Origin of the sequence: Streptomyces sp. HB132, assembly GCF_016909575.1 — a bacterium.
Taxonomy (GTDB): Bacteria; Actinomycetota; Actinomycetes; order Streptomycetales; family Streptomycetaceae; genus Streptomyces.
Window position 1 is genome coordinate 141,877 of the sequence record NZ_JAFBGA010000013.1, and the last position, 14,943, is coordinate 156,819.

At 69.6% G+C, this 14,943-nt stretch carries 11 protein-coding genes; 6 read left to right on the forward strand and 5 right to left on the reverse strand.

Annotated elements, in window-relative coordinates; translation table 11 throughout:
* Position 1: 1 nt before the first annotated feature.
* From JOC24_RS25465 to eccE, 5 genes are all read right to left on the reverse strand, one after another.
* On the reverse strand, positions 2-1,876 hold the full coding sequence (locus JOC24_RS25465; protein ID WP_205022721.1) for an ABC transporter substrate-binding protein: 1,875 nt from the start codon (positions 1,874-1,876) through the stop codon (positions 2-4).
* 196 nt (positions 1,877-2,072) lie between these two features.
* Positions 2,073-5,093, reverse strand: coding sequence for an SCO5717 family growth-regulating ATPase (locus JOC24_RS25470; protein WP_205022722.1), 3,021 nt, complete (start codon positions 5,091-5,093; stop codon positions 2,073-2,075).
* A gap of 389 nt (positions 5,094-5,482) precedes the next feature.
* Entirely contained in the window at positions 5,483-5,716 is a 234-nt protein-coding gene (locus JOC24_RS25475; protein WP_205022723.1) for a DUF397 domain-containing protein, read from the reverse strand.
* Positions 5,717-5,799: 83 nt separating this feature from the next.
* Positions 5,800-6,510: a hypothetical protein gene (locus JOC24_RS25480; protein WP_205022724.1), complete on the reverse strand. Its 711-nt coding sequence runs from the start codon at positions 6,508-6,510 to the stop codon at positions 5,800-5,802.
* Complete coding sequence (gene eccE / locus JOC24_RS25485; protein WP_205022725.1) at positions 6,507-7,847, reverse strand: type VII secretion protein EccE; 1,341 nt, start codon at positions 7,845-7,847, stop codon at positions 6,507-6,509. Before eccE ends, JOC24_RS25480 begins: the two co-directional genes overlap by 4 nt.
* A 183-nt stretch (positions 7,848-8,030) precedes the next feature.
* Between eccE and eccB the strand changes: the two genes are divergently transcribed.
* The 6 genes from eccB (at position 8,031) to JOC24_RS25515 (ending at position 14,910) form a co-directional block, all read left to right on the forward strand.
* Positions 8,031-9,563, forward strand: a complete 1,533-nt coding sequence (gene eccB, locus JOC24_RS25490; protein WP_205022726.1) for a type VII secretion protein EccB — start codon at positions 8,031-8,033, stop codon at positions 9,561-9,563.
* 11 nt (positions 9,564-9,574) lie between these two features.
* Positions 9,575-10,816 carry a type VII secretion-associated serine protease mycosin gene (gene mycP / locus JOC24_RS25495; RefSeq protein ID WP_205022727.1) on the forward strand — a complete coding sequence of 414 codons (1,242 nt, stop codon included), beginning with the start codon at positions 9,575-9,577 and terminating at the stop codon, positions 10,814-10,816.
* 184 nt (positions 10,817-11,000) lie between these two features.
* Complete coding sequence (locus tag JOC24_RS25500) at positions 11,001-11,453, forward strand: hypothetical protein (protein WP_205022728.1); 453 nt, start codon at positions 11,001-11,003, stop codon at positions 11,451-11,453.
* Positions 11,453-13,177 (forward strand): hypothetical protein, encoded by a 1,725-nt coding sequence (locus JOC24_RS25505; RefSeq protein WP_205022729.1) that lies wholly within the window; start codon positions 11,453-11,455, stop codon positions 13,175-13,177. Before JOC24_RS25500 ends, JOC24_RS25505 begins: the two co-directional genes overlap by 1 nt.
* 25 nt (positions 13,178-13,202) lie before the next feature.
* Positions 13,203-14,462: a S8 family serine peptidase gene (locus tag JOC24_RS25510; protein WP_205022730.1), complete on the forward strand. Its 1,260-nt coding sequence runs from the start codon at positions 13,203-13,205 to the stop codon at positions 14,460-14,462.
* Between the two features lie 73 nt (positions 14,463-14,535).
* Positions 14,536-14,910 (forward strand): WXG100 family type VII secretion target, encoded by a 375-nt coding sequence (locus tag JOC24_RS25515; protein WP_205022731.1) that lies wholly within the window; start codon positions 14,536-14,538, stop codon positions 14,908-14,910.
* The last annotated feature ends 33 nt before the right edge of the window (positions 14,911-14,943 follow it).

The window sequence follows — 14,943 nt, forward strand, 5'->3', positions numbered from 1 at the left end:
ACTATTCACGGTCTTCCGCGGTGGAACGACGACGCATGGCGAACAGCAGCCCGCCACCGGCAAGGACGACTACGGCGACGCCGACACCGATGAGGACCCCGGTGGAGCCGCCGCCGTCGCCGGACGAGCCGCCCGACGCACCGGCGGCCGGGACAGCCGACCACCAGCTCCAGTAACCGTCCTGCCCGTAGATGTTGCCCGCGTCCGAGGGCATGGTCGTGATCGACTCGATCTGGTCGGTTCGGTAGGCCTCGACGGCATTCGGGTACGCCATGACGTTCATGTATCCCGTGTCGTACAGCCGTGACTCCATCCGCTTCACGAGATCGGCCCGTTTGGCGGGGTCGTATTCGGCCAGCTGCTTCGCGTAGAGCTCGTCGTACTGCTTGTCGCAGATGAAGTTGTCGGTCGCCGCGGACTCCTTCGCCTTGGCGGGCAGCGCGGCGCAGGTGTGGATCGACATCACGAAGTCGGGGTCCGGGTTGACGGACCAGCCGTCGAAGGCGAGGTCGTACTCACCGGCGTACCAGGGGTCCGAGACGTTGTCGCGGCAGTCGACCTTCAGACCGATGCCGAGGTCGCCCCACCACTCCTGGAGGTACTTGCCGATGGCCTTGTCGTTCGGGTCCGTGGCGTGGCACAGGATGCGGAAGTCGAGCGCCTTGCCGTCCTTGCCGGTCCGCTTGCCCGCGCTGTTCTTCCTGTAGCCCGCCTGGTCCAGCAGGGCACCTGCCTTCGCCGGGTCGTGGGCGAGCTTCTGCTCGGCCGTCGGCTTCCAGAAGTACGAGTCGTAGCGCGGCGGGATGTAGCCCTCGCCCTCCATGGCGTAGCCCTGGAAGACCTTGTCGATGATGGTCGTGCGGTCCACGGCCATGAACAGTGCCCGGCGCACCCTCTGGTCCAGCAGCGCCTCGTGCCCGTCGCCGAACTTCTTGCCGTCCTTGGTCCGGGCCCCGGGGTTGGCGGCCAGTGCGTAGAAGCGCCGGCCGGGGGCGTCGTTCACCTTGATGTTGTCGGTGGTCTTCAGCGACGCGGCCTGCGCGGGGGTCAGGCTCGGGCTTCCGGCGACGAAGGAGACTTCACCCTTTCGGAGGGCGGCCACCGCCGCGTCCTGGTCCTTGTAGTAGCGGAAGACGAGCTCGTCGAACTTGGGGGCACCCCGCCAGAAGTCCTTGTTCGCCTTCAGCTTCACATAACTGTCGACCTTGTAGTCCGTCAGGATGAACGGTCCGTTGCCGACGATCGGGAACTTCGTGTCGTTGTTGAACTTCGAGAAGTCGCCGACCTTCTCCCAGACGTGCCGGGGGACGATGGGCACGTCGAGCGCCGTCATCGTGGCCTGAGGCTGCTTCAGCTCTATGACCAGCTTGTCCGGGCTGGGAGCGGTCACCTTCTTGAAGTTGCCGACGAAGCTGCCGTTGGAGGTGGCCGCACCCTCGTCGGTCATCATCGTGTTGAAGGTCCACGCCGCGTCCTCGGCGGTGGCCTTCTCGCCGTCCGACCACTTCGAGTCGGACCGGATGGTGTACGTCCACGTCAGCTTGTCCGCCGACGTCTCCCACTCGGTGGCGAGCCCGGGGATCGTACGGCTGTCCTTGGCGTCGTAGTTGGTGAGGTAGTCGTACATCAGGCGGTGGATGCTCGTGGACACGAGCCGCTGCGCGAGGAACGGGCTCAGGGAGTCCACGCTCTGCGCGACCGCGACCGTGAGGGTCGACTTCCCGTCGGCGGCACGGGCTTCCTGCGGGGAGGGGCCGAAGGGGTTACCGGGGACGACCGAACCGGCTGCCAGCGCCGAGGCGGCGGCTCCGGAGGCGAGGAGGATACGCAGGCGGCCGCGTGGGCGGGAGGAACGTGAGGGGAATCTTGTGACCATGGACGTGGACCTCGCGTCATGACTCGCACGGTGAAGGCGGGCAGTCTCTGGGTTCGTCAGTTGGTGAAGCGAAGGTTTATCAGCGGCGCCGAGTCGCGTCAACGGTCCGCCAAACCGCGTGTGGTCTGCGGGAATGCGATGAGGGCCCGCACCGTGTACACGGTGCGGGCCCTCATTGGTTCAGACCTCTCCTGCCTTACTGCTGAGGCGCCGGCGGCGGCTGCGGAGGGTGCTGCTGCCGGCCCGACGGCGGAACGGGACCCTGCAGTTCGGGCTGTCCCGGCTGATGTGCCTGGCCACCGTGTTGCGCGGGCGCCGGAGGCGGTCCAGCGGGGCGCCCGCCGGAGGGCGCCTGGGCGGGCTGCTGCTGCCAGCCGTTGCTCTGCGCACCAGGGCCCGAGTAGGGCGGGTACGGCTGCTGCGGCGCGGCGGCGGCCTGCTGGGGCGGGGGCTGCCGTCCCCCGTACGGCTGCTGCCCGCCGTAGTGCTGCTGTCCCCCGTACGGCTGCTGCCCCCCGGGTGCGTACGGCTGCTGGGGCGGATACGGCTGCTGTCCGGGGTGCGGCTGTCCGGGGTACTGCTGCCCCGGGTACGGCTGACCGGGCTGGGGCTGGGGCGCGTACTGCTGCTGACCGGGCACCTGCTGGCCGGGTGTCTGCTGACCGGGCATCGGCGGGGCGAACTGCGGCGGCGGGCTGGTGCCGTCCGCCGTCCACAGGCCCTGCTGCTGCTGGGCCCGCTGGAAGTCCTCCGCGACGAGCGCGGAGAGGTTGAAGTAGGCCTCGCGGGTCTTCGGGCGCATCATGTCGAGATCGACCTCGGCACCTGCCGACAGGTGCTCGTCGAACGGCACGACCACCACGCCGCGGCAGCGGGTCTCGAAGTGCTGCACGATGTCGTCGACCTTGATCATCTTCCCGGTCTCGCGTACACCGGAGATGACGGTCAGGGAACGCTGCACCAGTTCCGCGTAGCCGTGCGCCGACAGCCAGTCCAGCGTGGTGGACGCGCTGGAGGCGCCGTCGACGGACGGCGTCGAGATGATGATCAGCTGGTCGGCGAGGTCCAGCACACCGCGCATCGCGCTGTAGAGCAGACCGGTGCCCGAGTCGGTGAGGATGATCGGGTACTGCTTGCCCAGCACCTCGATCGCCCGGCGGTAGTCCTCGTCGTTGAAGGCCGTGGAGACCGCCGGGTCCACGTCGTTGGCGAGGATCTCCAGACCCGAGGGCGCCTGCGAGGTGAAGCGGCGGATGTCCATGTACGAGTTGAGGTACGGGATCGCCTGGACCAGGTCGCGGATGGTGGCCCCGGTCTCACGGCGCACCCGTCGGCCGAGCGTGCCGGCGTCCGGGTTGGCGTCGATGGCGAGGATCTTGTCCTGCCGCTCGGTGGCCAGGGTGGAGCCGAGGGCGGTGGTCGTCGTGGTCTTTCCGACGCCGCCCTTGAGGCTGATCACCGCGATCCGGTAGCACGACAGCACCGGCGTGCGGATCAGGTCCAGCTTGCGCTGCCGCTCGACCTCCTCCTTCTTGCCGCCCAGCTTGAAGCGCGAGGCGGCCGACGGGGTGCGGCTGCTCTTTGCCTTCTGCTTGCCCCGGACCAGCCGGTCCGACGACAGCTCCACGGCGGCCGTGTAACCGAGCGGGGCGCCCGGCACGGAACGCTCGCGCTGGTCGTGGGTGACCGGCGTCGGCCACGCGGAACCGGTGCGCGGATCGATGGGCGGGGCCTGAGGTGCGGGCGGCTGGGCCTGGTAGGCCTCGGGCTGCTGCTGCGGCTGCTGGGCCGGCAGGTTCGGTGTGGCCTGGGCCGGCTGCTGCGGGACCTGCGGAGGGAGCGGGGCCCCCTGCGCCGGGAACGGGGGCTGCTGCCGCGCCTGCTGAGCGGGGAAGCCGTAACCACCCTGAGGCTGTGCCGGCGGGGGCAGTTGGGGTGCTCCCTGGGCGGGGAACTGCTGCTGCGGCGCCTGCGGGAATCCGTGACCGCCGTGCTGGGGGCCCTGCGGGAAGCCGTAACCGCCCTGTGGGGCAGGCGCGTTGGGCTGAACGGGCTGCTGCGGCATCGGCTGGTGCGGCTGGCCCTGCGGGAAGCCGCTGCCACTCTGCGGGGCGGGCGGGTTGGGCTGAGCAGCCTGCTGCGGCATCGGCGGGGACGGCTGGGCGGGCGGCGTCGGGCCCTGCGGGAAGCCGTAACCACCCGGCGCCCCGGCGGCGGGAGGGGGCTGCTGTGCGGGCCACTGGGGCGCGGGCTGCGGTGCGCCCGGCTGCGGCGCGGCAGGCTGGAAGGCAGGCGGCAGCGGTGGGAGGGCGCTCTGCGGGGGCGGCGCCGGGGTCCACGGAGCCGGTGCGTCCGAGGGGACGGGGCCCGGACTCCCGGGCGCGTCCGCCGACGGTGCGTCGGCCTGCGGCACGGCCGCGGGCGGTGTGGCGGCGGGCGGGGTGTCCTCGGGCGTCGCGTCCGTCACGGAGGCCACGGGTACGGACGTGCCGGTCCGCCCGTCCGGCCCTTCGGCGTCCGTCTCCGGCTCGTCGTCGGCCGCTCGTACGGGGTCTTCCGCCGTGTCCGCCGCAGAGCTCTCCGCAGCGACCGGCTCCGGGTTGCCGGTCCCGTCGCCCTCCTCGTCAAAGTCGCCGCCGTCGACCGCACCGGCCGGCTCCGCGTCCGTGGCCTCGGTCGGGGCGGCCTGAGATGTCGGCCCACTCTCGGACCCGGACGCCGTGGGCTCTGCCTCGGCCTCGGCGCCGCCCTTGGCCGCCTCGCGTTCGGCGATCTCCTGCTTCAGCGCGGCGGGGGAGAAGCGCATGGTCGCGCCGCTCTCGACGTCGCCACCGCCGAACGCGCCGCTCATGGCGTCCGGATCGCCGGAGCCCGTGGCGGGCGATGCCGGGGGAGCGGGGGTGAAGGACGGCGAGGGCGGCTCGGACGACGCGGCCGAAGACGCTTCGGACGGCGCTGCCGGAACCGGCGGCCAGCCGGGCTCGAACCCACCGGAGGCCGGCAGCCCCGGCACGGACATCGGCGCCCCCTGCGGCGGCGGAGGCGCCAGATGCGACCCCGCTCCACCCGACGAGTCACCCGGCGCGTTCTGCGTGTACCAGGCGGGCGGGGTGTAGTCGATGGTGAACTCACCCGTCATCTCGGCGGGATCCGCGTCGGACGACTCGTCGACGGGCGTGTTCCATCCCCCGTTGATCTCGTCCCGATCGCCGTTCACTTTGCCTCCTGGTGTGGTCGAGCACCCTTGTGCCGTGGTGGGTGGGGGCGACCGTTCCGGTAGTCCGGTCCGCCCGGCTCTCCCCCTTGCGACGCGCAGCGCCTGCCCGCAGGTTCCGTGCCCCCACCCACCCTAATCGCCATGGGCCGCACTGCGGCAGGCCGGATGTCACAGCGGCAACTGTCCCCCGGATCACACGCGGCCGTCGAGCGGAACGCGTACGGCAGAACGTGAAGGAACGGGCTGTTTGTCGCACTCGGGACGGACCGGTACACACTGCGGGACGCACCGGTACACACTCCGCGGTGCGTCAGGACGCGGCGGGAACTGACGCAGGACGCAGCACGGGGCGGCCGTCCCGGACGGCCGCCCCCGCGCCCCGCACGTGCCTAGGTGAGGTCGAACTCACCGTCCCGCGCGCCCAGTACGAACGCGCGCCACTCGGCCTCCGTGTAACGCAGCACCGTCTCCGGGTCGAGCGACGAGCGCATGGCCACCGCGCCCCCGGGGAGGTGGGCGATCTCGACCCGTTCCTCGGCGTTCTCCGTACCGGGTGCGCTCAGCCACTCCACATCCGAGATGTCGAGAGCGTAGAGCTCGTCCTTTTCCTGCTGGGTGCCCATGCGCACGTCCCTTCGGTCGAACCGTGTCCTTCCCGCCATGATCCTCAAAAGCGGTGCGTCGCGGGGTGCGAACGAGACAGGTTTCAGTCCATCCTGCGCGCGCTGCCCAGCAGTCCGGTCTCCACGTCCGTCGCGCTCGTCATCACCCAGTGGCGCTCGCGGCCCGACACCCAGAGCGTGACGCCGTCCGCCAGGGTGGGCAACGCCTCGCTCTCGGCCCGTGCGAGACCCAGGATCCGGCCGATCTGCTCCGCCTCCGCCGGTGAGACCCGCTGGATCCCCACGAGCGTCGCCGCCCGCATCAACCGCGGTGCCACAGGACTCAGATAGGGCAGCAGCGTCAGCACCGACTGCCATGGTGAGGACACCACCCGGCCGCGCGGCGGACGCATGCCGCAGTCGCGCACGACCACCACAGGACTGCCCACGGTCGCCCCGGTCGGCGGCACCCTGCCCACGTCGTGGAGCGAGATGCACTCGAGGCCGGCGCCCGCGGCCTGCGCCAGCGTGGTCCACGCCTGGGTACGGCCCGTCTCGACCGCCACCCGCGCACCCGTACCCGCCGCGCGCAGCGCCAGCACCTGCGCGGTCCACAGGCCGCCGATCAACAGGACGTCGTACGGCGCAGGCCGGTGGAACCCGATCATCTGCGGGCGGCCCTCGGCGTCGTCACCGATGATCACGCCGTCGTCGCCCACCGGCAGCGACAGCGCACCCAGGTGGTCCGCGGCCAGGGTGTGGCCGGCATGGCGGGGGCCCAGCAGGCCCCGCCTCGGAGCGATGTGCTTCGTCACTGCGCGCCTCCCAGCGGGAGCGTGGCGAGGACGCCCGGCAGCTGTTCGCGGTCCAGCCGCACGAGGCCGACCTCCGCGTGCCGGGCGGCTTGCTCCAATGTCCTTCGTACGCCGACCAGTTCGGTGTCGGAACCGCCGGTGATCCGCACGTGCCCCCGCACGGACACGTGCCCCTGGTGCGCACCGCGGCGCACCGTCAGGCTGAACGTCGTGGCGTACGCGGGCACCGAGGTCAGCAGCGCGACGAGCCGCGGGAGCGGCGTCGCCCCACGGCCGAGTTCGGGCCAGCGGTCCACCGCGTACGTGGTGTGCCAGCGGTCGTCGCAGCGCCAGACCCGCGTCGTCTCCGCCGTCCGCCGCTGCGGCGCTGCGTCCGGACGCCCGGCGCGCGCCGACAGGATGGGGTTCGCGCACGCGGACGTCGCCACGGCGGAGTTCAGCTCCTCCTGGTCCAGCACCGAGGCCCGGAACCCGGCGCCGGTGATCCGGCTCGCCATGTGGTCCGCGACCCGTACCAGACAGCGCTGCGCACCTCCGACCCCGCCACCGCGGGCCTCCACGGCCTCCCGGCACAGCTCCGGATCCAGCTTCACCGCCACCCAGGTCATGCGCAGTGCCGGCGCCCCGGTCCGGTCCTGGAGGGGGGCGTACGACAGGCGGGCGACCGACCGCTCCGGAAGGTGCGGGGCGGGGGCGGGCCGTACCTGCTGCACGAGCTGAGCGGACTCCAGCACGATGTCGTCCACCGCGAGCGCCTCGCCCAGAAGGGACAGCGGAAGAGCCCGGACCCCCATCGCCTGACGGAGCGACTCACCGCTCGCCTCGACCCGTACGACCGCGGTCAGGAACGTGCCGTCCCCGACCATGCCCACCGTGCGACGGGCGCCGTCCACGTAGATGTAGGGGGCGAGCCCAGGCACGTTCTCCGCCACCGGTGCCAGCTGAGGCTCCGTGTCGGCCGGGGGCGCCGCGGCCGTCCGCCTGCGGCGGCGGAGGGACGACACCGTCGACAGCCAGTCCTGCACGGCCCGGCCCCGGCGGCGTACGACCGCGAGAACGATCAGCAGACAGGCGATCACGCCGGCGGGGATCATCCACGCACCGCCGAGAGCCGCGCCGACCACGCCGACCGCCAGGGCTGCCTCGACGAGCACCATCTGGCGCAGCGCGGGCCCTACACGGCCGGTCCTGGAGATCGAATGGAGCGTGGTCGCCGCGGGGGCGTCCGCCGGCCGGTGGGGAGCTGCGCCGCCCTGCCCGTTGCTGCGTTGCCGCCGGGAAGATCCGGGTGTTCGTTGGGTGGACCGCCTCGTGCGCTCCCCCGTAGCTGCACCCATCGCCGCGTTGCCCCCTCGTGTCCGTATTCACCGTTTTTTGTACGGGCGTTGATCGGGCGATCACCCTACCTGAGCGGTGAGAGCCAAGTGCCAACAGGCATAGTAGGGGTCGCGGTCGGGGGCAGCGGCCCGCGAGGGGTGTGGGAACCTGGTCGCCCACTGGGGAGAAGGGGCAGCGCGCACATGGCATCACGGCGGGACGAACTCAATGCCTACACCTTCGCGAAGCGGAGGTTGGTCGCACAGTTCCTGCAGCCCCACCCGTCAGGCTCGGAAGAGGGCGCCCCGCGACCCCTTCGCGCGGTGGTGCCGGGAGCGATCGTCGGTGTGGTCGTCCTGGCGGTGTTCGGAGCCTGGGGGATGTTCAAGCCCGTGGCACCCCAGAAGTGGGACAAGCCGTACGAGAACGTCATCATCGCCAGTAAATCCACCACCCGTTATGTGGTGTTGACGACCGACGGCAAGACCCAGCTCCACCCCGTGCTGAACATGTCCAGCGCCAAGCTCCTCCTCGCCGCGGACAAGGGCACGGTCGTCAACGTCGACGAATCGGTCCTCGACAGCGGCGAGATCCCGCACGGGGCGACGCTCGGCATTCCGTACGCCCCGGACCGCCTGCCCGACAAGAGCGAAGCGGGCTCCGCGAAGCGCTGGGCGGTCTGCGAGCGGCCCGGCGAGGGCGGCAGAGCCATTCAGAAGGCGGCGTTCGTCTTCGCCGAGCGCGAGCAGGAGAAGACCGAGGGCACGAGCAAGCTGCGTGGCGGCGAGCTGATGTACGTCGAGGGCCCGGGGCCGGACAGGACCCGCTACATCGTGGACGCCACCGGCAAGGCGTACGCGGTGGAGAAGGACGAACTGCTGGTGCGCACCCTCGTCGACCAGAACCCCACTCCTCAGCGGGTGACCGCAGACTGGCTCGCCACGCTGCACACCGGGGACCCCGTCACCTTCCCGGTCATCGACGGAGTCCCCGGCAGCGACGCGGGTGTTCCGGGGGATCTGCAGTCGGCCGACAACAAGGTGGGCATGATCCTCGCCGCGACCGCGGGCACCAGGACGCAGCACTACGTGGTCCTGCCGGGCAGGGTCGCCCCGGTCTCCGACTTCGTCGCCAAGCTCCTGCTCAACAGCCGCCCCCTGGTGAAGCTGAATCAGGGTGGCGTGGCGAAGAACGTCAGCGCCGGAGCGTTCAAGCCCGGTGCGGCGTTCGGGCAGGAGAACGACTGGCCCAGGAACAAGCCGGTGACCGTCAACTCCGCGGGCACGGGGAGCGGAAGCCGCAACACCGTGTGCAACGTCCTGCGCGGCGTCTCGGACAAGGACGGGGCCAGCACGCTCAGCACCTGGGTCGGCACGGGCTTCCCCGCAACGCTGCCCACCGGCTCCAGCAGCGCCTACGTCACCCCCGGATCCGGCCAGCTCTTCCGGCAGTTCAAGGGGTCCAGCCCCGAATCCGGCCCGCTCTTCCTGGTGACCGACACCGGTCTGCGCTACGCGATGCAGTCCAACGGCGACAGCGTGCAGGGCGACTCGGGCATCGGCGAGTCCGGCACGAAGAAGGAGCGGGAGCAGGCCCAGCAGGAGGCGCAGCAGGCGCAGATCCAGCTCGGGTACAAGGACGTGGACCCCGCGTCCGTGCCCGCCGCCTGGTCCACCTTCCTGCCGACGGGCCCCCGCCTGTCGACCGGCGCCGCGCGTCAGCCGCAGGGCTCGTGAGGAGCGACGACGTGACCACGACCCCCTCCCGGCGCCTGCTGACGACCGCGGCCGCCACCGCCGTACTGTTCGTCACGCTGCCCGTGGTGCCGGCAGCCGCGGACGACGCCACCCAGTGCACCTTCCCCTCGAAGAAGTACACGGGGCGGCCCTGGGCACTGCAACGCGTGCTGATGGACGAACTGTGGGAGCAGTCCACCGGCAAGGGCGTGCGCGTGGCGGTCATCGACACCGGCGTGGACGTCAAGAACCCTCAGCTCACGAAGGCCGTGGACGCCGGCAGCGGCCGTAATTTCCTGGACAAGAACCTCAAGGACGAGAACGGCGCCAAGATCGAGCGCGGCAAGGAGAACGGCACCACCGACGTGGTCGGCCACGGCACCAAGGTCGCCGGCATCATCGCCGCGCGCGAGGCGAAGGGTACGGGTTTCACCGGCCTCGCCCCCGACGCGACGATCATTCCGATCCAGCAGAACGACGCCGAGGGCCACGGAACCGCGGAGACGCTGGCGCAGGCCATCGACTACGCCGCCGGGCAGGCGCGCGCCGACGTCATCAACATCTCCCAGGACACGGCCAACGCCGTGAAGCCCGCGCCGGAGCTGGAGCAGGCGGTGAACGCCGCGCTGGCCAAGGACATCGTGATCGTCGCCTCGGCGGGCAACGACGGGCTGGGCGGAAACAGCAAGAAGACCTACCCGGCCTCGTTCGCCGGCGTTCTTGCCGTCGCCTCTTCCGACCGGAACAACGAACGGGCTGCCTTCTCCCAGTCCGGCAACTTCGTCGGTGTCGCGGCTCCGGGCGTGGACATGATCTCCACGGTTCCCGGCGGGGGGCACTGCTCCGACAACGGCACCAGTTTCTCGGCCCCGTACGTGGCGGGAGTCGCGGCGCTCATCAAGGCCAAGCACAAGGACTGGACGCAGAAGCAGATCGTCGCGCAGATCGAGCAGACGGCCGAACGCTCGATCGCGGGCCACGACCACCTGGTCGGCTGGGGCGTGGTCGACCCGGTGCGCGCCCTGACCGAGGATGACAAGCCCATCGAGGAGCCGGTGGCACACGAAGGTGTGAGCAAGGGGGAGGCGCCGGTCCCCGCGGCGATCCACCTCGGCGAGACCGCCGACGAGCGCAACGCCCGGCTCGCGACGTACGTGGTGGTGGGCGGAGCGGTGCTGGTCGCCGCCATCGCGGGCTCGGCCGTGGCCGTGCGCGACAGCCGGCGGAGGCAGGCACGACCGGGCGGCGCCTGATGTACGGGATGCGCGCGGCGGTCGGGAGCGGCATCGATGTGGGGGAAGTTACGTCATGGACAAGACAGTTGGACCTGTCAGGCCCATTGGCTACAGTGATGCTATGGGGTCAGTGCTGTTTACGCGGGTGCGATAGCAACGCGCAACGGCCTGAGCAAACGGGGAAACGGGGAGAGGCCGCAACGTGGGTGAAGGAAAAGGTGATCTTCGGAAGGGCGTAGGAGCCCTGGAGAAGTTCCAGAAGAGCGTGAACGCGTTGCTGGCAGACCTCGAGAGTTCGGCGGCAGGGAAGTCGAAGGTCGCGGCACAATCCGTGTCGCGCACCGCCTTCAGCGGCCAGAACACATGCTTCGCGGAAGCGGATGGTCTGTTCACCCAGTACAACCGTGTCCACGAGTCCCTCGTCACGCTCTCGAAGTCCCTCGGTGACCAGATCGAGTACCTGAACCTGGGCGTGCACGCGGCGGCGGTCGGCTTCGACAACGTGGACGACGACACGCGGCGGCGGTTCCACGAGATCCAGACTCGTCTGAACAAGGAACACGAGCGGGCGCAGGACGAGAAGTCGGGCAAGCCTGAGCAGCCGCGCTCCGACGAGAAGACCGGCTCCGCCTACGACGACTTGGGTGACAGCTGATGAGTGACGAGAAGCAGCCGGAACTGACTCCTGCCGAACAGCAGAAGCAGGACCAGGCCATGGTCCGGATTCAGTTGGGTCAGACGGACATCAGCCGTGCCGTGCGGGAAAGCCTGGGTGGACTCATTCCCGGGGGCGGGGGATCTTCGGGACGGACCTCCTTCGAGGGCCACCAGATCAACTCGATGATCGACCTGATCGAGAACTCCCGGCCGGAACAGCTCGAAGAGGCGGGCCAGGCGCTTTGGAAGGCCCGGGACGCCATCAAGGAGGCCGCGGGGGAACTCCGCGACTTCATCAAGGGCGTCGACTGGGAGGGCGAGTCCGGAACAGCCTTCCGTGACTGGGGCGAGGGCCTGGCCGCCCATGCCGACAAGCTGGGTGACTTCGCGGATGTGGCCGGCACACAGATCACGGTCGCGGGCACGGGCCTCGCTTCGGTGCGCAACTCCCTTCCGCCCCGTGACACCCGTCAGGTCCGCAAGTCCCCCGACGAGATCGAACTCCCGAAGCGGACCGAGGGCAACGCGGAGTACGCGGCGGCGGTGAAGGTCGAGAAGGACCGCCAGGAGGCCATCAACCAGGCGAGCCGGCTGGCTTCGTACTACGCGGTCTCGGAGGAGCGGCTGGCGGCGCAGGAGCCGCCGCGGTTCGAGAAGAAGCTTGATGTGGCGATGCCGCGGCCGCAGGCCTACGACGCGCCCTCCGGGACGGAGGGCGCGTCGGAAGGATCTGGGGCGGCAGGCAGAGGTGGCTCCGGAAATGTGGCTGGGCCGGCGGTAGCCGCCAGCCAGGAACATGTGGCGAAGAGCCGTGATGACGAAACCCCCGCGGCGGTGGCGGCTGTTCCCGAGAGGGGCACGTCGACGGAGATCAACAGCGTCGCGGCCCCTCCATCCCCGGTGACAGCCCCGAACACGCCTTCTCCCGCACCGACTACGGCCCCCGCACCCAGTGGAGGCCCTACTGCTCCTCCCATGGCGACCGGGTTCGTGAACCCCGTGAAAAGCAGTTCGCGGGGACCTCAACCAGCCGCAGGCGCGTCCAAAACTGTTGGCCAGCCCGGGAACAGCGGCGCGCGAACAGGGAGCGGCCCGGTGGCAAACGGCCGCGCCGGATCTCCCGTGGGGCGTCCCGCACCCATGGGTGGAGGGTCCACCCCAGGAAACGCCGCACGTCCGGGTGGCGGGCCGCAGTCTCCCACTGCCGGTCGGGCGGGGATCACCGGTGGCAGGCCCATGGCATCAGGCCCTGCCGGTACGTCCGGAACCACCGGCCCGCGTGCCGGCCGAGCGAACGGCATCGTAGGCGGGACCCCGCAGCGCCCCGTTCCAGGCGCGGGTACGTCTGCGGGAGCTCGTGGTGTCCCGCGCGGCCCGGTCATCGGAGCAGGCGGAGCTGCACGGACCAGCGGCCCTGCCGGCACGGTCGGTCAGCGTGGCGTCGTCGGTTCTGGCGGCACGGCCGGCGCGTCCCGCCCTGGTGGCCGAGGCACTCCCAGCACCAAGGGAGTTGTCGGAACACCCCGCGGAGCTGTGGGCTCCGGCGCAGGCGCGAAGGGTTTCACCGCCGGCGGGGCAGGCCTCGTGCGTGGACCAGCCGGCCGCAAGGACTCCAGGGACGAAGACCAGGACGACGGCACCCCGCGCCCGGACTACCTGACGGAGGACAGAGAGACGTGGGAGGCCGGCCGGCGTGAAGCCGCTCCTCCGGTGATCGAGTAGGTACAGGGAAGGTTCGGAAGTCAGGATGACAGCAGTAATGAGCCAGACCCGCAAGCGCCGTGTGCCTCTCGGATTGCGAGGGCGTCTGCTCGGCACGATGGCCGCGGCCGCCGCCTGGAGTGTCGGATTCGTAGGGGTTGCTCCGGCTGCGATTGCTGAGGATGTGCAGTCGAAACAGTGGTATCTCGGGCCCATGCATGCCGAAGAGATGTGGAAGACGACCACAGGAGAAGGCATCAAAGTTGCTGTCATCGACTCGGGGGTCAACCCTCTGACGCCGTCTCTGAAGGGGCAGGTACTCAAAGGGTTCGATGCCTCGGGGACCGACGGTGACGAGTACGACGACAACGGCGGACACGGCACCACCATGGCTGAGTTGATTGCAGGAACGGGAAAAGGGGGAGGCCTGCAGGGTCTTGCTCCAGGGGCGAAGATTATTCCCTTCCGAATTACCGACACAGCGCTACAGAACCAAAAGTCCGTGAACGCGTACGACACGCGAGATGCGATCCGATCTGCAGCAGACAGTGAGGCGCAGATCATCAGTATGTCGTTTAGCAGTGAATTCCTGACCTCCGAAGAGCGCGAAGCTGTGGAGTACGCGCAGGGTAAGGGAAAGCTGCTATTCGCGTCAGTCGGGAATAACGCGAAGAAGGGAAACAAGGAAGGGTTTCCCGCTTCGTACCCGCAAGTCGTAGGTGTTGCTTCGACTGATAGCAGCGGCAAGGTCTCCACATACTCCCAGCATGGTGACAGCGTAGATATTGCGGCCCCCGGGGACGGAATTCCAACGTGGTGCGACTCAAAGTTTGAGAAGTACTGCGACTCCGTGGGCGGCACCAGTCAGGCCACAGCCATCACCTCGGCCTCTGCTGCCCTGATCTGGTCCGCCCACCCCGACTGGACAGCCAACCAAGTCCTCAACGTCCTCTTCGACACGGCCGGGCGAGGTGACTGGGAAAAGGGCACGCTCAGCAACTACCTCGGTCACGGCATCATTCGCCCCGCCGTCAACATCCTCAAGGGCAAGGGAACTCCCGGTGCCCCGGACATCAGCCCTCTCACCAAGGAGAAGACGTCCGGATCCACGGCGTCGCCGGCCGCTTCCGCATCAGCTTCGTCACAGCCCGAGAAGAAGGACAAGGCGGAGGATGCTTCCATGGCAGGCTCCAGCACTGAGAAGAACGACGACAGTCAACTGGGCCTGGTCCTCGGCGGAGTGGCAGTAGTGCTCGTACTCGGCGGCGGTGCTTTCGTTCTCGTTCGCAGGCGCCGTACCGCCTGACTGACCGCAGTTCCTCCCATATGCCTCCGGCGGTGACGCCGGACCGAAAAGCACCAGAAAGGAAGCCAGCACCATGGCAGATCAGAAGCTTTCAGATGATGCGCTCATCAAGATCGAGGGCGAGCTCTCCAGGCGGTTCGACTCCGTAAAGGGTCAGATCAAGACGCTGCAGGGGACGATCGACAGCCTGGAAGGCGCCTGGAAGGGTATTGGCGCCACCGCCTTCAACAGCAAGCAGGATGAAATCAACCGGAGGATGGGCAACATCGCCGTCCGGATGGCCAATTTCCAGGAAGCCATCAAGGCGGCCCGAGTCATCTCGGGCAACACCGAGGACGAGATCAGGCAGGCCCTCCAGGGCGTCGACGTCGTCGAGGGCTACTCGGCCGGCGCGGAGGCCAAGACCGCGGCCATCACCCCGCCGCCCTCGGCGTTCAACAAATTCTGAACCTTGCGGCATCCGTACCACGTACGGACCATC